General features: G+C 36.3%; 9 protein-coding genes. 1 reads left to right on the top strand and 8 read right to left on the bottom strand.

From position 1 onward, the window contains the following. Positions 1 to 115 precede the first annotated feature (115 nt). From trmFO to recO, 7 genes are all read right to left on the bottom strand, one after another. Positions 116 to 1,519, bottom strand: coding sequence for an FADH(2)-oxidizing methylenetetrahydrofolate--tRNA-(uracil(54)-C(5))-methyltransferase TrmFO (gene trmFO, locus CYAN10605_RS03120; protein WP_015218487.1), 1,404 nt, complete (start codon positions 1,517 to 1,519; stop codon positions 116 to 118). Between the two features lie 165 nt (positions 1,520 to 1,684). Beyond that, entirely contained in the window at positions 1,685 to 2,059 is a 375-nt protein-coding gene (locus CYAN10605_RS03115) for a response regulator (RefSeq protein WP_041922412.1), read from the bottom strand. Between the two features lie 111 nt (positions 2,060 to 2,170). Further along, positions 2,171 to 3,160 carry a thiamine-phosphate kinase gene (thiL, locus tag CYAN10605_RS03110; RefSeq protein ID WP_015218485.1) on the bottom strand — a complete coding sequence of 330 codons (990 nt, stop codon included), beginning with the start codon at positions 3,158 to 3,160 and terminating at the stop codon, positions 2,171 to 2,173. A 70-nt stretch (positions 3,161 to 3,230) separates the two neighbouring features. Further along, on the bottom strand, positions 3,231 to 3,758 hold the full coding sequence (locus CYAN10605_RS03105; protein WP_015218484.1) for a tetratricopeptide repeat protein: 528 nt from the start codon (positions 3,756 to 3,758) through the stop codon (positions 3,231 to 3,233). A gap of 485 nt (positions 3,759 to 4,243) precedes the next feature. Continuing rightward, the gene (locus tag CYAN10605_RS03100; protein ID WP_015218483.1) at positions 4,244 to 14,884 is read right to left on the bottom strand and encodes an FG-GAP-like repeat-containing protein; all 10,641 of its coding nucleotides are present in this window, start codon (positions 14,882 to 14,884) and stop codon (positions 4,244 to 4,246) included. 549 nt (positions 14,885 to 15,433) lie between these two features. Beyond that, entirely contained in the window at positions 15,434 to 17,722 is a 2,289-nt protein-coding gene (locus CYAN10605_RS03095) for a CHASE2 domain-containing serine/threonine-protein kinase (protein ID WP_015218482.1), read from the bottom strand. 330 nt (positions 17,723 to 18,052) lie between these two features. After that, positions 18,053 to 18,868, bottom strand: a complete 816-nt coding sequence (gene recO / locus CYAN10605_RS03090) for a DNA repair protein RecO (protein WP_015218481.1) — start codon at positions 18,866 to 18,868, stop codon at positions 18,053 to 18,055. Positions 18,869 to 19,285: 417 nt separating this feature from the next. Between recO and cobO the strand changes: the two genes are divergently transcribed. Continuing rightward, the gene (cobO, locus tag CYAN10605_RS03085) at positions 19,286 to 19,897 is read left to right on the top strand and encodes a cob(I)yrinic acid a,c-diamide adenosyltransferase (RefSeq protein WP_015218480.1); all 612 of its coding nucleotides are present in this window, start codon (positions 19,286 to 19,288) and stop codon (positions 19,895 to 19,897) included. Between the two features lie 58 nt (positions 19,898 to 19,955). Here cobO and arsJ read toward each other — a convergent pair whose 3' ends face one another. After that, positions 19,956 to 21,197: an organoarsenical effux MFS transporter ArsJ gene (gene arsJ / locus CYAN10605_RS03080; RefSeq protein WP_015218479.1), complete on the bottom strand. Its 1,242-nt coding sequence runs from the start codon at positions 21,195 to 21,197 to the stop codon at positions 19,956 to 19,958. Positions 21,198 to 21,238: the final 41 nt, after the last annotated feature.

Here is a 21,238-nt window from a genome sequence, read left to right as displayed (position 1 = left end):
TTTAGGTTGCAGGTTTTAGGGGGATGAGGAGATGAGGGGAGAGGGTGAGAGGGAGAAGTAGGGGCTTAGGGGGGTAGGGGTTAAATATATTCAACCCTTACGGGAAATTTCTTTTTTATCTTAACTCCGAACTCCTGACTCCTATCATTAATGATTTACCGTAAAAAACTCGATCTGCGTTCACAAAGTTGTGCTGTGCGATCGCATCTAAAGAACGATGTGCATAGGCTTGATAACGTTCTCGTTTATTGCGAATTTTCTGGGGAAGATTGGGCAAAATCCCAAAGTTAGGAGGCATCGGCTGAAAGTGTTTTGCGTCGGCAGTACTGATAAAATCCATTAAAGCGCCCATCATGGTGACATTCGGAAGAGTAATCGGACACTGATTTAGAGCAATTCTTGCCGCATTTGTACCTGCTAACCATCCCCCTGCGGCGGCGGCAGTGTAACCTTCTGTGCCGATTAATTGTCCTGCGGCTAATAAGGTATCTCGATACTTAAATTGTAGGGTCGGTTTTAACAGTTGAGGAGCATTGAGAAATGTGTTTTTGTGCATTACCCCCATGCGGACAAACTCGGCATTTTCTAACCCCGGTATTAAGCGAAATACCCGCTTTTGCTCTCCCCAACGTAAATTAGTTTGAAATCCTACCATATTCCAGAGTTGTCCCGCTTTGTCTTCTTGTCTGAGTTGTACAACGGCATAGGGTCTTTTATCTTTATTTTCGGGAGCTTTGAAGTCCCCCAAACGAGAATCAAATAAACCAATGGGCTTGAGAGGACCATATCTCATGGTATCTTCTCCCCGTTGTGCTAATTCTTCTATGGGTAAACAGCCTTCGAAAAAGTTAGCACTTTCCCGCTCAAAGTCTTTTAATTCGGCTTGTTCTGCGTTACATAATTCTTGCCAAAAATGTAAGTATTGCTCTTTATCCATCGGGCAGTTGAGATAGGCCGCTTCTCCTTTGTCGTAACGAGAGGCTAAAAACGCTATATCCCGATTAATGGACTCCCCGACAATAATGGGACTTGCCGCATCAAAAAAGTTCAGGTAATCCATACCTGTTAAATCTTGTAGTTGTTGAGCAAGGCTATCACTGGTTAGAGGACCGGTGGCTAAAACAACAATACTATCCCCCGGAATTTCTTTAATTTCTGAGCGTTCTAAAGTAATGAGAGGATGATTGGCAAGGGTTTGAGTCAAATTTGAACTAAACACCCCCCTATCCACTGCTAATGCCCCTCCTGCAGGAACTTTGTGTTCATCGGCGGTTTGAATGATAATGGAGTTAAGACGGCGTAATTCTTCATGTAATAAACCAGCCGCTCGATCAACGGCATCTGCGCCAAAGGAATTACTACAAACTAATTCTGCTAATTCTGAGCTATGATGAGCAGGGCTATTTTTTACAGGGCGCATTTCGTAAAGGGTTACAGGCACACCAGCTTGAGCTATTTGCCACGTTGCTTCTGTACCAGCTAAACCTCCGCCGATTACAATTACATTTGTATTTGTCATAATGGTAAGCTAGTTCGCTTATTTTTATTCGTTTATAGTTGCTGATTTATCGTTCTTAATTCCCGATTAGATTTTTTTGTTGAAGTCAGCAAACAAGGGAAAAGAGAACCAAATTGATTTCAAATTATGAAAATTGTATTCTACTGTTATTTTCAAGAGGTAGTTTTATCCTACATTATGCTTAAGTAAATATTTAATGGTTTTCAATAATTCCATCGTTTTAAAAGGCTTAATAATATAAGCATCCGCCCCTTGTTTTGTTGCCCAGTGAATATCAAATTCTTCTCCTTTTGTAGAGCAAATGATTACAGGGACTTTTTCTGTTCCTGGATTACTTTTTATCCAGCGACATAATTCATAGCCATTCATTTCAGGCATCACTACATCAGTAATTACGAGGTTAAATTTTTCTTTCTCAATTATTTTGGTTGCCTCTACCCCATTGGATGCTTCGGTTACTTGGATATTAAACTGTTTCAGTGCTTCGCTGATCACTTCTCTGGGTGTGTGATTATCATCGACTACTAAAATTTTAATCATGATTTGATTAACGCTCAAAGATTACGGGGAGTAGATGGACTATATTAATAACAATACTTATATTATTTAATAATAAGCTAATCAGGTACATTAAGCTATAAATTAGTATAACTAAAAATGCTGGAAAGTTTTTTTCTGATTTAATGAGAGTTGTAAATTGCTATTTTGTTGCTCAATTATTTGTACTTCTAATGATGATGTTATTTGACCAATAATTTGACATTTTTCTCCAAATTCTTGTTGGATTTTCTTAGCTAAGTTTAAGGGTAAACATAATACTAATTCAAAATCTTCTCCTCCATAAAGCACCCACTCAAAAGCGGTTTTTCTCCCGATAATAGTCGTAATTGCTTCATCAACAATTATTGAGGTGCGATCGAGTCTTGCCCCTACTTTACTTTGATGGCATATTTGTAGAATAGCATCGGCTAATCCGTCACTACTATCCATTCCTGCAATGCGATAACCATATTGACATAGTTCATATAGGTATTTTATGACCTCTAAGCGGGGTTTAGGGTATTGATGGGCAAAAATAACCTTTTCTCTGATTTGTGGGGGTAGATGACTATATTTTTCGGGAAAGAGAAGGATTTCTAACCCTGCCCTTGACAGTCCATGATTACCTGTCACTAAAATGACATCGCCCACTTGTGCTTGATGGCGATAGATACTGTGAGATGCAGAAACTTTTCCCAAGGCTGTAATGGAGATAGTGTTAGTTTCAGATTTAGTTATGTCTCCACCAACAATATTGATGTTATATGGAGCTAAACATTTTTTCATTCCCTGATAAAGTTTTTCTACCCAGTTAATTTCTGTGTCACCTCTGAGGGATAAACCTACGGTAATACCTATTGGCATTCCCCCCATAGCGGCTATATCTGACAAGTTAGCAGTTACACCACGATAACCAATGGATTCTGGAGGTGTAGTGCGATCGCTGAAATGAACATTTTCGACTAAAATATCAGTGGTAACGACTAAGTTTCTATCACTATCAAAAGCGATAATTGCTCCATCGTCACCATTAATGGTTTGGTCACAATACTGATTTATGATTGATAATAATTGATGTTCGCCAATGTCTTTAATATACATTTAGCACAAACTTTAATTGACAAGACGGTGATGTATCATATTCAAAGTAACAGAGCCAATTATGTAATGTTTAATTGGCCACAAGACGTTTTTCAAGAGATTGGACTCTTTTCGTTGCTACTGTATTTTTAGGATCAAATTCAAGGGTTTTTTTATAACATTCAAATGCTTGAGTAATTAACTGTTTTTTCTCATAAACGTTTCCTAAATTATTTAAAGCTATAGTATATTCAGGATATAATTTAATTGCCTCTTTATAGTTACGAATAGCAATATCATATTGTTCTTGAGAAAAATAGGCAAAACCTAAAGCATTATACATCAACGCTTTATTCTCTGGCTCTATTTCTTCGTCACTTTTTAACCCTCTTTGTAATAATTGTATAGCTTGTACAAATAATTTTTTATCTAAGTAAATTCCTGCTAATTCATAGTATTCTTGGGCAGTTCCTTTTTGACTTTGGAGCTTATTTTGTAGCTTGGAAAAACGAGATTCTGTTCGCCTACTTTTAATAATTTGTCTAAATAAAAGAATAGCAACTATTAATAATAAACCTAGTAAAATAGAGATATAAATTATAGGTAAATTTTCTTTCATAATAATCTTTTTTATGCTTAATATTCATATTTTCTTATAGAAATGCTATATTAGCACATCTCTACCAAGCAGAAATCTGTGGGTTAAAATAAATTAGCAAAATTCTGCATTAAAAAATTAGGTTCTTCAGAGTGTGGTTATGATAAATTAATAAAAAATAACTTCTATAACCTTTATTGAATAGTGTTTATAGTAAAATAAAAACTAAAAGTTTATAAATTATTATTTAATAATCCCCTATTGCCTCTTGCCTCTTGCCTCTTGCCTACCAAACACGAATAATTTACACGACGAGAAGTGATAGAGCCAAAAATTATACTTAGGGGTTGCAAAAAAGTGAGATTGGTAAAGATAAAAGTCACCAAGTAATTCAAAATGTTCATAAATCAAAGTATTTACCCTAATCCTTCGTTTTTCGGAGATATTTATTATCAGGTTTTGTTTCAAAACTGAGGTTAGGGTAAAAGAAAAAACGTTAATGACAGCTAAACCTCTGTATAATTGATTTGCAATAAAATGTCATTAAAATCATTATCACCCCCACCAAAAGTATCCTCAAAGCCAAAAATATTATCGCCAAGGGAGGTAAAATGTTGCCTGTTGTCTTTATTGGCACTGCCATAAGAGAAAAAGCTGTAAATTGATTCTTCTAATTCTTCTCCTTGATTCAAATATTCTTCTGTGTTGCCATTAACCAGAAGGAAGAAACCAAAAATACGAGCATTAGGTAAGGCGATGGTGTAGTTATCTATGTTCATGTTTTCGGGGGTTTCAAATATTAATCCCGAAGATTGTGCCTTCTGAATGGCTATTTTATCATATTCGGGATCATTGGGCATGATAGTGCGATCGCCTCTTATAATTCCTCCTGTTAAACCATCCACTTGGTAAATACCGATGGTGTTTTCATTCGCCGCACTTCGGGCAATAGTAAGATTAATGGTGGTATTCTCGCCCTTGTCTAAACCGGGGGTGAGAAAAACAGGTGTGTTAATGGCAAATTCCGCAACGGTGTCATTTTCGTCTTTAAAAGTTAAGGCTAAACCTTGACTGCCTTTAGAGGAAATTTCCAGTTGTTCTGGATTTTGTGAACTGTAAGTTTCACCATTAATAGTAAGATAAAATTCTAAACCACTATCGGTAAAGGTAGCTAAACCCTCTGGTGCGTTTATTAATGAGCCAAAAAACTTGGTTTCACTACCCATTAAGGTATCTACGGTAATCTCATCTAAAGTATTAGTTAAAGTAGAATCATCGCTACCGGGCAAGTTTTCTAAGAGGATAATCGATTCACCGTCAGGGGTTTTGATACCTAACTCATAGTTATCGGAGACATTAAGGGCGGATATTTGAAACTTAGTATCAATGGGCTGAGGAGTGTAAAGGGTTTCTTCTTCATTTTGATTGACAACTAAGGGTAAAGGATAGTGATAGGGAGAGGAGTATTCTAAGACATTATCGAGAATTTGTTGTTGTTGATTCGCTAATTCCTCATAGTTATTATTTCCCTGATTAATTACATCTAAGGTGGTATTTACGGAAGCAATGCGATCGCGTTTACTTTCTATGATAGAATCTTCCACTGTAAGGGTGGAAAAGAGAATTGCAGAATCAATAATTTGGTTAATGACTTGGGAATCAGTTAAATCAATGTCAGGATTATGATAAATATATTCAGCAGTGGCACGACTAATTAACCATTGTGCTTCGTGAGAGTCGGTAATACCTGCACTTTGTAAAACTTGCCCCCCTAATTGATATAGCAAAGTGAGTTGATTTTCTAAAATTAGTACCTGTTGACTTAAAATAGGATCATCGGTAGGTGATAAGGGTGTTTTAGTTAAATCAAAATCTTGGGGAAGATCAAAAATAGTTAAAACCTTTTGAGTCGCTATATCTTCGGGGATTTCCTCTGTTTGTAAAGCCAAAACTAAGGCGAATAAATTTGGCACATTAGCAGACTCTTGTAATCTTCCTTGCCAGTTATGGAGTAATTCATCCACCGCAGAAGGAGTAATTAAACCTGCACCTAACTGCCCTAAGATATTACCCAAATCGAATTGTAAGGCTATTTTCAGGGAGTTAAGATTGGTGACGACATCATCTACCGTAGAATTTTCCCCTGTGATGGCAATTAGTTGAGTGCCAATGGTTAAGATACGGCTTAAAACATCGGTAATGTTTGTTAATTCATCGTCGCTAAATTCACCTCCTACCTCGTCAACTAAGTCAGTAATCAAATTGTCGAGAAAAGAGAGGTTATAAAAATTACCAATATCCTCATTATATACACTAAGTGCGATCGCACCAATAACTTGATCAGCCACTTGGGCGGGAGTTTGATTGGTGATACCCGAGATAAACTGAGTTAAAACGGCAATTACTCCTTGAGTAATAACATGACTGGTATAGACTTTTTTCCCGTTAATATCTCCATTGTTTATGGCAGACATGGGATCAAAATTTGATAAATCAAGGGTTTGGGGTAAAGCGAATATCTCTTTAATTTTTGCTTCGGCTAACTCGATGTCAATGCCTGATTGATGGATTTTTTGCACCAGACTGGTAAGGGGAGTAATCATGGTATAGTCAACGGTGGCAAAAAATGGAGTATTAATCGGTAATCCTGTTGCGGTGTCAACCCCATCTATAACCACTAAACGTCCATCTTGATCATCTATAATACCATTGCGATTGCGATCGAAAGGTACTAAATCCACTGGCAAATTAAAACTACCGTCATCATTACTAATAGTAGAAATTTCCCCTTGATCTAGTTGACCGTTAAAGTTAACATCAAAAAATACCGTGCCTCCTTGTATGTAACTTTGACTAGCAAAACCACTGATACCCAATTCTTTTAAGACATCTTCAATATCCCAAATTTTGTAAGTAAGAATGTCAATATCAAGAATGGTTTCCATTATCTCGAATAAACCCGCATCGACACCTACTTGCACCTTCGTATTTAAAAAAGCCTCGATCGCACCACTAATTTCGAGTACACTAAGATCACCAGTGAATAAAGGTGATAATTCAGAATAGCGAATGATACCATCGCCTAACCCTTGATATTCACCACCATCCACAAAATCAAGTTTAACATCATTATCACTTTGCACACCTCCTGTCATCCGCGCCTTTGCCACAATAGCATTAAATTCCATGCCAATATCCACACCAAAAGAAGCGCCTAACTCATTGACATCCTTACCATTTTCATCCACATCTCGCAAATAAAGCCCATCTAATAGTAAGTTTAGTTTACTATCATCAAAACCTGTTTTCTGCCACTCATTCAATCCATAAGCATCATAAGCCAAATAAAGGTTAGAATTAAGCCCTAATGCGATTTCTAAAACTGCATCCAAACCATACTCAGGTAAAATGGCATCTAAACCAATATCAGACAAATCGATACTAATATCAAAATCTAAATCAGGCACATCATAGATTAAAAAGTCAACGTTTTCCTGCCCTAGTAATAAACCTGCTACCGAGAAAAAGTCTGTTAACAAAGGTATTTCTAAACCATCTAAAGACAGAATACTATCAATTAATTTCTCTAAATCATCTGTGGCGAGAGGATTATTAGCGATGCGATCGAGAATGTTACCATCTGGTATAGTTAAATCATCACGACTCAAATCAACCTCTCCATTTTGAACTGATGTACTAACTGAACCTATATCAATTAAAACATTACTATCATCAGCAATATAGTCATCAACTAATCTGACGACTTCAATTAACTCATTAATGGCATCGATAAATTCGTAAAAGTCAAGGGAGTCACCATCATCAAAACCATCAAAGCCTAAATTTTGTAAAGCATCATTATCGCCACTATCATCATCAACATTGAGAAGGGTAAAAACTAATTCCAATACTGATACCTTGCCATCATTATTATTATCAAAAAGAAAGTCTAATTCTAAAGCAGAAAGAAATTTCGTATCGGCGTTAAGGGCATCAATAATGGGATAAATAGGCTGTAAAATTTCATCAATTAAATCAACATATTTTTTAACATAACCTCTGATTAAAGATTGTACATCTAAAGCCACATTTTGCAGACTAACCGTAAAGTCATTAAGTTCAATTTTTGCTTCATCGGCATAGTTATAGAGGGGTAATTCTTCCACTGCTAAATCAAAAGTTATCGCAGGAAATAAATTAGTAATTCTTTCATCGGGAGTAGCAGACAGGGATAATGTCGCAAAACTTTCTCCTGTAAAATCATAGTCAAAGTTAGTGAATAATTCTTGTGTTGGTTGGTTTTTAAGTATATTTAAAGTAGAAGTATCTAAGTTATTACCTACTAATTTAATGTCATAATCTAAATCTAAATCAATACCTTCATCAGCAAAATCAACACTTAAACCATTGATGCTATCAATACCTGTTAAAGTCACATTATCAAATTTAATATCTGGATTTAAAACTGTTTTAGAAGTATCCAGATAATAACCACCAGTTTTATTGATACCAAAACCTAAAGTAAAATCATAAATAATATCCCCTTGGGCTTCGCCATTGACAGTTAAATCAAGGGAGGGAATTGCTAAATTTTTACTCAGGGGAATAATTTGATCATTATAAGTAACAGTAAAGGCAATAGTGAAAGGAGTATCATTATTATTAGGGGTATAATCTATTTGCAAATTAGAAAGGTTATTCCCTAAAGTTTCAGGCAATAAATTCCTGAATATTTCCTCTAATTTCCACGCTGTTAAATTATTAGTTATGTAAATTTCATTGACAATTTTTTCGGTGATTTCGTCAAAGAAAAGAGATAAGGTTGAGCCACTACCAATTAAAGGTAAACTAGATTCGGTAAACGCCCTTTCAATACTATTTAAACTATACTGTAAACCTAACGCTGTATTGACACTATCAAAGGTTCGATCGATAATATTAACTTCAAGGTTAACAGGCTCATCTAAATTTTCATACTCCGATGCACCATCAAAAATAAATGCTAATTGGGTAGTGTGATTTTCTCCTGTCTCTGCAATATTTTCGTCGATCGCACTTATTGTGACAGCTTGTGGTATATACCAATTTTCAGAAGTGAAGGTGAGGGGGTTAACGTTATTTAATTCATTTGGACTATCAGAGAAATTAATTGTAGTTGTCTGAGTTGGCTCACTTAATAAAGAGACATAGAAAGTATAGCTTTCCCCTTCTTTGACAACAGGCACAATACCACTCTGAATAATTTGCACTCCTGCCTTATCATTATTTATAATCACGAGGGTGTTAGTGGTAGTCTCTCCCAAACTATAACCATCCCCTGCTAACAATTCGATAACAACTTGCTTATCACCATCATCAATAAAGTTATCAATGGAAGAAATCGTTAAAGTTGTGCTAGTTTCTCCCGGTGCGACTCTCACGCTTCCTGTTTCCAATACCGTTTGATAGTCAAAACCATTAACCGCGCTACTACTGCCTAAGACTCGATAGGCAACATTTAAACCCGTTGCGCCAAAGGCGGAATCAACGGCTTCGCTTACCGAGATAGTAAAGTAACCCGGCATGGCTTCCTCTGTGGCATTTTGCGTCACCGCAAGGGTAGCTAAGGGTAAATCGTTATCGGCGATGTTAACTTCGATGGGTTGAGGAGGAGTTAGACTACTATAGGCATTATCCTCAGACTCAATACTAAAATCAATATTCGTGGAGTGGTTATATTCAACTTTGGTATCGTCAACGGCAAAGACGGTGACAGTTTGAGGAATATTCCAGTTATCTTCATTAAAGGAGAGGGTGAGAGGTTGAGAGAAACCTTGATTAGAAAATTTGATTTCCTCGTTACTGGGTGTCATGGTGACATTGACAGGGGAAAGAGGTTGAGTCTTTAAGGAAATTTGATAAGAGTTACTGCTTCCCTCTGTAGAATTACCACTTATTTGGACAACATTAATACCTGCGTTATCATTATCTTGATTATTAAGAGTAATGTCACTAACTTCTAAATTGTTGTAAAAATCATCACCACTTTTAACGGTAGAAATTATTTGATAAGCGACGGTTTCATCGTCTCTTAAATCATCTTGAGGATTCACAGTAAAACTTTGCTCAATATTCCAATTATCAGGAGTAAAGTAAAAAGAAATTACCTCTTGATTTTCTTGAAACTCTGCGGATAAAATACCCTCATTTTTATTATTTGTGCCTAAATAAACAATGACATTATCGGTGGGTTGGCTAGTAAGTTTTACTTTAAATGTTTGGGGTGAATTATCAGCTTCGCTAGTGATATAAGTTTTACCAGTAATGTTATTTCCTTCATTATCAGTAATAGAAACCCCTGCTACATCATCATCTTTAATAGTATAAGTAATGGTAGTATTTTCTGAGTCAATATAATAGCCTTGATTAGTATTTAAAACAACGGTAACATTTTCATCTCCTTCGGCAAAGTTATCAGCAAAAGGATTTAAATCAATATCGGCAAATTGCCCCGGAATAATGGTTATTTCGCCACTAGATAAATTCTCATAATAGTCAATAATCCCATCAATATTACCAAATAATAAATCCTCATCTAAATCTCCATTTATATCTCCAAAAATAGGACGCACATTATCTGGTATTGTAAAATCACTGCGTTCAAATAGGCTATCATCTTGAATAAAATTAGGTTGAGAAGGAGTGCCAATATTTAACCAATATTCCATTACTCCTCCCGACTTAGTCGCACCGTTAGTATCTCCTGTTAAAACAGCGTCTAAGTCTCCATCTTCATCTAAATCTGCAAATATTATACTAGCGCGATCGCCCAAGTCCACATTTTGGAAGGGATTTTCTGCATTTTCTTCCACAAAAACAGGATTTGTTTCACTACCAGTGTTGCGATAAAACTTGATTAAACCATCACCGCTACCGACAAATAAATCTAAGTCACTGTCAGAGTCAATATCTACGAGAATAGGGGCGCTATAATCTCCGATGTCGATACTATTAAAGGGATTATTTGAGCCTGTTATTTCTGTAAAGGTAAGGTTATTATTACGATAAAAACGAATCTTACCATCACTACTACCTAAGATTAAATCTTGATCATCATCGCCGTCAACATCACCGAAAGCGGGATTTGAATAACCAGGGGAAGTTGCACCATTTAAGTCAATGGCACTAAAAGGATTATTACTGGTATTTCTAGTAAAGCTAGGTTGATTTTTTGTGCCAGTATTTTCATAATAGTCGATCGCACCTTCATAATTACCGATAAAAAGGTCTAAATCTCCATCTTGATCTAAATCTATCACACTGGGGGCGCTATAGCTACCAATATCAAAACTATTGAAAGGGTTTTCTGTGCCTAATTGTTGCTCAAATAAATTAAAAGATTGATAGTCAACCCCCTCTGTGGCATTATTATCACGGGGATTAGTTAAGATGGAATAACGTACGTTAACAGGCTCGCTTGAACTACCCTCTCCCACTGAGATTCTAAACTTACCCCCAGTAGTGTCACTTTCTCCGATTTCACTGCTACCTTGAATATTAATGGTAACTAAAGGATCGGTTTCTAGGTTATCATCTGGTTCAGGCTCATTATTAACCACATCACTATCAATATCTGTATTCGTAATGGGTAATAGTTGATAAACTCCGTTATAGTTACTATCACTGCTAGTTGTCGTCACCTTAACATTATAGGTTATATCTCCATCGGTGCGATCGTCTCTTAACCCACTAACATTGATATTTTGATAACTATTCCAATTATCGGGAGTAAAAGTAAGGGTATTAGTAGAAAAACTATTTTCCGTAGCATCAATTTCACTAAAACTAAGGGTGACATTACTACTAGGTTGGCTAGTCAGTTTCACTAACAAAATGTCTTCTTCCCCTTCCGTTGTTAAAACACTGGTGATAGTAGTATTTAAAGTATTAGTAACAATGGGAAAGTTAAGGGTTTGATTTTGATAGTTACTATCTTGACTATCGGTGACGGCGGTAATTTGATAGTTAAAATCATCACTGTTATTAGCAGTCAAATTAGTGAGGGTTAGATTTTGGGGTGATTGCCAATTCTCAGGGGTAAAGGTTAAACTTCCTCCACTGGCATTATTATTTAAAGCATCCCTTAAAGTAACGGTGACATTTTGAGAAGGTTGTTGATTTAATGCCACAGTAAAAGTGCCACTATTATCATTAAAACTAACCACACTGACGGTTAATAAATCATTGCTATCAGTAATAGATGCGGTGGTTTGAGGAGTAGCAAATTCAATGGCAGACTCATCATCATCACTAATGGTTAGGGTGACGTTGGAAGTAGCGTTATTAATAGTGTAACCATCTCCTGCTTGCAGAGTAACAATGACGGTTTCTGCATTTTCTTTTACCGTATCATCGATAACGGGGACATTTAAGAAAACACTGGTTTCTCCTTCTGGAATTTCGATCGCACCGGGCAGGGTATTATAATCAACATTAGGGGTAGCTGTGCCTGCTACTTGATAGTTAACAATTAAACCACCTCTTGGGGCTGGATTATTCAACAATAATTTAAACACCCCTGCTAATTCGCTTCCCTCATTGGTATCGTTTTCTAAGAGGATAGTCACACTAGGGATAATTGTGGGAAGAGGGTTTTCTCCTTCAGTAACATCTAAATTAGGAATGCCGTCATCGGGATTAATGGTAATATTGCTAGTGCGGTTATTATAGTTGCTGTCGTTACTGGTGCTAGTGACTGCTAAATTTCGAGAGGAAGTGATACCATTTAAGGTAATGTTTTGTGGTGTATCCCAGTTAGAGGAGGTAAAGGTAAGGGTAACGTTATCAACTCTGACGGTGACATTTTGGGTTGGTTGGCTAGTTAATTTAACACTAAAGTTAACCTCTCCTTGGCTATTGGCTTCTAAGGGATTTGTGTTGGTAACGGCATTAAGGGTGCGATCGAGGATGGCAATATTCGGGCTATAATGTCCACTATCGGTGATATTAACGGTGGCGGTGACGGCACTTCCTAAAGCATAATTATTTCCTACGGCATAATCGGGAGTAGTGTTAGGATTTTGATCGTTAATTAAAGATATGGTAATGGTTTCAGTGGCTTCTGCGATCGCATCTGGTAAGGCACTTAAATATAATCTAGCAGAATCTGCACCATTGGGAATAAAAACCACATTTTGGGCGTTACTACCACTGGTTAATCTTCCCTGAGAGTTAAAATAGTCGGTGAATTGGGTGGCACTTCCCCCCGTGATGTTATAATATACTGACAAACCGGGTTGCTTAGTGACGATTTGATCAAGAATAATGTCCACATAACCGATAAACTCCCCATTATCGCTACCCTCTTGCAGATTTTTAACACCACTAACTGTTACTATAGGTTCATTGTCGATAATATTTAAAGTGCGACTATTTTTACTTAAATCTACTCTATACCCCGAACCTAAAGCAATATTGTTGACCACTGGAGTTGTGGGTAATAAGGTAAAAATAAAACTCTCATTGGCTTCGTAGGTAAAGTCATCCTTAGCAAAAACATAAATCGTCTTACTGCTTTCCCCTATACCAATGGGAATAGTTGAGCCTAAACTACCATTATTGGGGTTAGTATCGTTATCAAGGATAGTGTCATTACTCGCGCCTGATAAGCTATAGGGAATACTAAAATTGCTGGTAGCGGTGGTATTTAAGGAAATAGTGAATTGCCCAATAATACCAGATTCAGAAGGATTTGTTACCCCAGATGAGCTTATACTGACAACGGGAGTGGGATCGTTTATAGTTAAAGTAGCACTAGAGAAACTAGGATTGACAACATAACCGTTATTAATGCCATTACCCGTTAAAGTTAAAGTAACAGTCTCATTGGGATCATAATTAACATCATTGATAGGATTAATGGTGATAGTGGCAGAAGAAGCCCCTGCGGGGATAGTGGTGTTTCCGGATATAGTATAATCAACATTATTAGTTGCCGTGCCACTTATGGTGTAGGTTACAGGAGTAGAAGCGACAGCACTAGAATCCAAAAGAATGGTAAACGTACCACTATCTCCACCCTCCACAGGATTACTATCAACAAGAATAGCCGCCCATCTTAACTCATTACGATAGCGAAATAGATCATCTTCTCCGTCTGTGCCAATGGCAATATCAGTAAAACCATCATTATCCAAATCTCCCACCCCTACGGCAGTGATATTATTTAAACCACTGCTATCAATAGTAAAGGAAGCAAAACCGCCACTACCGTTGTTGGAATACCAGTAAAGACTCGCATTACTGCTGTTACTACCAAAAATTAAATCATTATCTCCATCTCGATCGAGATCGGCGACGGCAATTTGTGCTACCTTAAAGTTAACGACTTGAGTAGGCCCGCTAAAAGTACCATTACTGTTATTCCTCCAATAATAAACCCCATTATCGGCGGCGATAATAATATCCAAATCATTATCGTTATCTATATCTGCAAGTTTCAAGTCTTGAGGTTGATAGCTACTACCAACAATACTAAGTTGTGTCCAATTTGTACCATTCTCATTGTTGCGATACCAAAATAAACCTTCTTCACCACCAGCAACTACGTCTCGTCTGCCATCGCCGTTTAAATCACCCCCATAAATCGCCCTTGCTTCCCCTAAACTATTATCTATTCTTGATTCATTAGCAAAACTACCATTGGAAGTTTGTCGCCAGATAGAAACATCGTCTTCGTCTTCTGACGCACCAATAATGTCCACCCAACCATCGCTACCAAAATCAGCTATATATAAATCTGTCGCCCCTTCAAAGTTATCCGATATTTTTCTACCACTCCAAGAAGTGCCTTGCCCATTGGTGTTATACCAAATAGTAACATCATCATCATTATTTTCTGCGGTAACTAAGTCTATATCTCCATCTCTATCCATATCCGCACCATAGAAACCATTGCGCCCTCCTGTTAACTCTCCATAAATTAATGTGGGAGAGGTGCTTTGAGTGCCATTACTATTACTTTTGTGCCAAATTAAATCATCTCCTCCAAAACCAGAGGAAACGGCAACTATATCTTGTAAAAAATCGTTGTTTAAATCGAGAAACATAATACCAGTAGGGGTTGCGACATTGGTATTAAGGGTAGCTTCGTTAAATCTAATACTCATGGCAGGTTCGTTTTTATCTGGATGGAAGGTGTAAATTTAATTTGATTGACAGAGTTTGATTGATAGTAGGTGGAGTTTTATTTTTTTACTCCCAATGATATGACTAATCAGTCACAATATAAGCTAATTTTATGGATTCGTCAATAGTTAATTATTAAAAATTTCTTAAGTTTTTCAGAACCAGTAAAGGGCAAGGGGCAAAGATGAATAATTAACCTCAGTTCGGTTTAAGAATATCCGATAAGGTTAGGTGTCAGGTTGCAGGTTGCAGGTGTTAGGGGATGGGGGGATGAGGTGATGAGGGGAAAGGGGGAAACAAGTAATAAATAATAAATAAGTAGTAAGTATTCGTGGTTTTTCATTCTTAATTCTTAATTTTTTAACGTCAGTTCGGTTTAAGGCAATTTTATCGTTATTTCTAAGAAGCTATAAGGTTTTCTGATTACGAGTTGGGATGCTTTCAGCTTATCCAAAACTCAGGTTAATTAATAACTTCTAACTCCTTTACGGGGGAATGTCCATTCGCCCCTAACTAACCCCGAACTTAAGTTAAGATAATCTTTTACGGCGCAACCTTTCTGCTTTTTCTTGTAACTGTAAAAAGTTTTCGGAATGGACAATTTCTGACACTTCCTCGGCTTTTTTTTCTTCATCAATCTCAATATCGATGTCAATTTGATTTTTTAATTCTTCTATTTGTGATCTATAGTGTTTAAGGTCTTTGCTTACTTCCTGTGCGTTTTGGTAACGGTCTTTGAAATGATAGCTGGTCATTTTTTTGATGATTTTAGCAGTTACAGGGCTGACATATTTGCTACTATCCCACAGAATTTCACCTGTTTGAGGGTCTCTGGGTAGTTTACCCGGGAATGTTCCTGTTAAACAATGGATGGCTACCATACCCACAGAGTAAATGTCACTTGCCATGACGGGTTGTCCTGCTAATTGTTCAGGTGAGGCATAGCCTTCATTACTAACTGCATTGATAGCTGTTTCGTTTTTTAAATTAAAGATTTGTTTTATGCCACCAAAATCTATTAATACAAGGGATTTATCTGATTGACGGCGAAGGATATTGTCTGGTTTTATATCTCGATGGACTAAGTTGTATTGCTCAATGAAACTCAAAATTTCCATTATTTCTTCAATAATTTGCAGTACTTCATTTTCACTATATTTAGTCTTATCTTTTAGTTCTTGAATGAGGGTTTGACCGTCAATATATTCTTGAACGAGAAAAAAGTTATTATTGTCTTGAATATAAGCTAGTAAGTCGGGGATTTGAGGATGTTTGCCTACTTTTTCTAAAATTTTTGCTTCGGTTTCTAGTAATTTTTCCATCAGGGTTAAAATTTTTGTGTCATCGGAATAAGCATTTAAGCGTTTAACCACACAGTAGGGTTTCCCGGGTAACATTTGATCAACGGAAAGATAGCTATTGCCAAATCCGCCTTTTCCTAAGCGTTTAATAATTTGATAACGACCAACAATCACTGAACCTTCTTCATAGGTTGTTACTTTGGATATTTTATGGGTCTGAGATTGGGATTTTAACAACATTTGTAAAACTGCGATCGATTTTTCTTGATCTGATACTTGTTGTTGAATGGAAAGTTGTTCGTTTTTGGCTTTATAAGCGTTGTAGCCCACAAGTGCGATCGCACCTCCCATAAAACTAACTATAGCAGGAACAACGGGAATCCACCCCCCTTCAAAGGAAAAGACGATGGCACTAACAACTATAATGACTAAAGATGAACCCTGTAGCAATATCATTAATAAAGGTCGAGATAGCAAGAAAATAGAAGCACTGCCCACTAAACCCCAAAAATAAATCCAAATAGTTTCTCCTCCGTTAGACCAACTCCAAATTACGGGATGTCCGTCTATAGCAGAAGATAGCAATTGACTTACCATATAACTATGAAGGGTGACTCCCGGCATTAATACCACATCTTCTCCCTGACGACTAAAAGGAGTATAAAAAGAGTCTCGTAAACTAGGGGCGGATACTCCGATTAAAATTACTTTATCTTTGATTAATTTAGGGTCAACTTTTCCTTGTAAGACATCATTTAACGTCACGGTAGGAGTGGGAGAATTTCCCCGACGGTAATCAAGCATGATTTGATAACCACTAGCATCCACTTGACGATAAGCACCAATACTTCCATCAATCGGTTTAAGAGTTGCTTTACCTAATATTAATGAACCGTTTTCTCCCAGTTGAGGTTCAATACCTTGGGGTATTAAATAAGAAAGTGCTAGCTGTAGCGCTAAAGAGTAAGGAGTTGGGCATCTACTTTCTTGAGGTTCAACATAAAACAAATTACGTCTGACAACACCATCTCCATCAATAACAATATCGGCAAACCCGACTAAATCTATGGGTAAACTAGGAGGGGGCGGAACTGCAGGTTGAGCTTCTGAGGCTAATTTACATACTACCGAGACTCGATCGCTATTAACTAAAAGATTCGTAAAATCATCTGTGCCGGGTTCAATGGGAAAATCACGATATAAATCAACTCCGATGGCATAAGGTTCATTTTCTAAGAGTATGTTGATGGCTTTTGCTAAAGTTCCGTCACTGATAGGCCATCTTTTTTCTGTTTGAATATCGTCTTCTGTAATGAGAACTGTTAGTATTCGATTATCTTGATTTTCACGGGTGTGGAATTTTAATAACCAATCATATACGCCTAAGTCAAAATACTCAAACCCCCCTAACTGTCTCACTATAACTATCATTGTACTGATAGAAAGGGAAACCAAAACTTCTAAGCCTATTTTGCGTCCAAAAGAATTTTTAAGCCATTGGGAAATAGAATTTAGCATAATATTGAAACTTTTTTAGAGTACAAAATCTTAATTTTTCTTTATAATCTAAAATATATAAAATTAGTTTAATTTTACACTCAAAAATAAAAGGTGAGGCTTTCAGACAGTTGATAATAAAAAAATTTATTCTTTTTCCGTTTTTATTAATTTTTAAAAACCTGAACACTATCAATTAATAAAAGTAGATAACAAAAACTCACCATTCATTAATCGTTAGCTATTACTTTATCTTAACGAGGAATATTAAAGTTAAATAATTATTCAGTCTTTGTCTTAAAAATTTTGTGTCTCTATTATTACTAATAAAATATTTTTATAGTTAAAAGTTTAGAAGCCAATTAAAATATCTGCAATAACTTCGGCTGATCGCATTTTGCAATCTAAGTGAAATTCTAAATAATTTTTTAAAATTCGTTCTATTCTCATCCAACTTTTTTGAATTACTAAATCATCACAATTAAAGGGTATTATTTCTCTTAAATCAGATAGTAGTGAGGGTTTAGGTAAACTTTGCAATAAAGCTAATTCAACAGCATTAAGATGATCATTAATTTGATAGTAATGAGAAGAATAGGAAGATTTGACATATTCTGTCACTCCTCCTCCTTGAAAAGTAAAACCTACTCGCCAATAAGGTTGCTCAAAATTAGGTTGAATTTGTCGTTGATTATGAACACAATGATAAATTTCTGGGGCAATGCCACTAATAGCTAATAGGTGAAATACTGCTTGTGCTAGATAAGCAAATAATTGTTCATTATCGGTTAAACTATCAATGCGTCTTAAGTGTTCAAGAAAAAGCATATATAGCTCTTTCTGGGGTTGTTCATGGGCAAGATGTAAAACTAATTCTGCTAAATATTGACTAATAGTTAATTTCCCGATGTTACTATTTAATTGACCATAAGATATTTGTCCTTCAATTTGTAAGATGCGATCGAGGTTTCTTCCTTTAATCAGGAAAAAATCGTTAACCATCAGTAATTCTGTCCGCCCTCTCAGGGTTGATTTATATAATCTTCCATTGGGTGCGATCGCTTTTTTTAGCCCCAATTCAGGGGACAGAAAAGAAATCAATAAATCATTTTCTCCGAAGGGCTTTTTTTGAAGAATAATGCCAGTAGTTTGGAAATTTGCATTCATAGGGGGATTTTTCCAATTGAATCTTGACAGAAAAAGGCATAATATTATCTTAACCTCAATTCGGTTTAAGAATATCCGATAAGTTTAGATGTCAGGTTTCAGGTTGCAGGTTTCAGGTTGCAGGTTGCAGGTTGCAGGTTGCAGGTTGCAGGTTGCAGGTGCTAGGGTGATGAGGGGATGAGGTGATGAGGGAAAGGGGGAAACAAGTAATAAATAATAAATAAGTATTCGTGGTTTTTCATTCTTAATTCTTAACTATTTAACATCAGTTCGGATTAAGGTAATTTTATCGCTATTTCTAAGAAGCTATAAGGTTTTCTGACTACGAGTTGGGATGCTTTCAGCTTATCCAAAAATTAGGTTATCTTAAAATCAGAAGTAACAAATAAAGAAAGTCAAACATTAATAAAGAATCTAATGAATAAATCAATTACCACAGAAGATTATAAAAAAAAGATGCAACGCCGTAAGGAAGTTCAAGATAAACGGTTAGCAAATATGAAATCAGAAAAAGGCTTAATTATTGTCAATACAGGAGATGGAAAAGGAAAAACAACTGCGGCTTTAGGTATGGTAATGCGCAGTTTAGGTCATGGTTATAAGGTTGCTATTATACAGTTTATAAAAGGAGCTTGGGAACCTGCTGAGAAAGAAGTGTTAGAAAAATGGTCTGGGCAATTAGAATTTTATGCCATGGGAGAAGGCTTTACTTGGGAAACTCAAGATCGAGAAAAAGATATTCTTATGGCAAATAAAGCATGGGAAAAAGCTAAAGATTTTATATTAAATCCTAAGTATAAATTAGTATTATTAGATGAAATTAATATTGCTCTAAAATTAGATTATTTAAACTTAGAAGAAGTGCTAAAAATTTTACAACAAAAACCTCAAGATAGTCATGTTATTTTAACAGGAAGAGGAGCAAAAAAAGAGCTAATAGAAATGGCTGATCTAGTAACAGAAATGAAGTTAATTAAACACCCATTTAAAGAGCAAGGAATTAAAGCACAACCCGGCATCGAATTTTAATTATTGCTTTAAAAAAGGATTCAGGAATTTTTAATCATTAATTGCCCTTTCCTTTTTCCTACATCTCATGTCTTAATTCATTCGCACTATCTAAAACTTTAACTGGAGGCAATTTTGCTGATACTAAAGCCGCAACTAAAACAAATACACTGGAAAACCATAAACAACCTTCGATACCCATGGTTTGATAAACGATACCAGAGGTAATTGTACCAAGTAAACGCCCGCCAGAGTTTGCCATGTAGTAAAACCCAACGTTTAAGGCTACGTCATCATCTTCAGTATAGGCTAACACGAGGTAAGAATGGACGGCAGAATTAAAAGCAAAAACGATACCAAAAATAATTAATCCCCCTGTAATCACAATCTGGGGCGGAAAACCTGCCATAAAAGCAAGTGCGATCGCGGCTGGTATAATAGTTAAAATAGAAGTCCAAATTTGGATGGTTTTTCCTTGAGGGGCTTTGCCTTCTTGATTCTGCCTTAGAATTGTTGGGGATAAAGATTGTACGATACCATAACCAATTACCCAACAAGCCATATAAGTACCTACTTGAATAAAACTCCAACCCAATTCCATGCGGAAAAATACAGGTAACGCCACCACAAACCATATATCCCTCGCACCAAACAAGAAAAACCTTGCGGCAGATAAAATATTAATGGCTTTACTCTTAGAAAATAACTGTTTAAATTTAACTTTTGCTTTGATTTTGCCTAAATTTTTCGGTAAAAATCTACCACTTAAAAAGATGATAAATAAAACCGCCGCTTGATAAAATAACGCCTTTTCAAAACCGAATAATTGCAGTAAAGTTGCTCCTACAAAAAAGCCAATTCCTTTTAACGCATTTTTTGAACCAGTAAGGATTGCTACCCACTTAAATAGCTTTGATTCTGCTTCTTTCGGCACAACTAAACGCACAGCACTTTTAGAACTCATTTTGGTTAAATCCTTCGCAATCCCTGAGAATGCTTGGGATGTCATAACATAGACAACCTGAAACCAAACAGCCCAATTAGGATTAATTAAACCTAGCATAACCAAGGCAAAAATCTGTAAACCAATACCACCATAAAGGGTTAATCTTAAACCAAATTGTGAGCCAATCCAACCACCTAAAAAGTTGGTAACAATGCCAAAAATTTCATAAAAAAGGAATAAAAAAGCAATTTCGATGGGGGTAAAACCGAGTTTATTAAAGTGCAGTAAAACCAACATTCTTAATGCCCCATCAGTGACGGTATAGCCCCAATAGGCGGCGGTTACGAGGGCATAATTTTTGATATTATTATCCATGATTTATCAGTAATAAGTGGGGAGTAGAGAATAGAGAGGGG

The organism is Cyanobacterium aponinum PCC 10605 (genome assembly GCF_000317675.1).
Classification (GTDB): Bacteria; Cyanobacteriota; Cyanobacteriia; order Cyanobacteriales; family Cyanobacteriaceae; genus PCC-10605.
This window is presented reverse-complemented; position numbering and strand designations above follow the sequence as displayed.

Coding starts and splice junctions, on each gene's coding strand:
- trmFO (WP_015218487.1), bottom strand. CDS start 1,519: ATGACAAATACAAATGTAATTGTAATCGGCGGAGGTTTAGCTGGTACA.
- CYAN10605_RS03115 (WP_041922412.1), bottom strand. CDS start 2,059: ATGATTAAAATTTTAGTAGTCGATGATAATCACACACCCAGAGAAGTG.
- thiL (WP_015218485.1), bottom strand. CDS start 3,160: ATGTATATTAAAGACATTGGCGAACATCAATTATTATCAATCATAAAT.
- CYAN10605_RS03105 (WP_015218484.1), bottom strand. CDS start 3,758: ATGAAAGAAAATTTACCTATAATTTATATCTCTATTTTACTAGGTTTA.
- CYAN10605_RS03100 (WP_015218483.1), bottom strand. CDS start 14,884: ATGAGTATTAGATTTAACGAAGCTACCCTTAATACCAATGTCGCAACC.
- CYAN10605_RS03095 (WP_015218482.1), bottom strand. CDS start 17,722: ATGCTAAATTCTATTTCCCAATGGCTTAAAAATTCTTTTGGACGCAAA.
- recO (WP_015218481.1), bottom strand. CDS start 18,868: ATGAATGCAAATTTCCAAACTACTGGCATTATTCTTCAAAAAAAGCCC.
- cobO (WP_015218480.1), top strand. CDS start 19,286: ATGAATAAATCAATTACCACAGAAGATTATAAAAAAAAGATGCAACGC.
- arsJ (WP_015218479.1), bottom strand. CDS start 21,197: ATGGATAATAATATCAAAAATTATGCCCTCGTAACCGCCGCCTATTGG.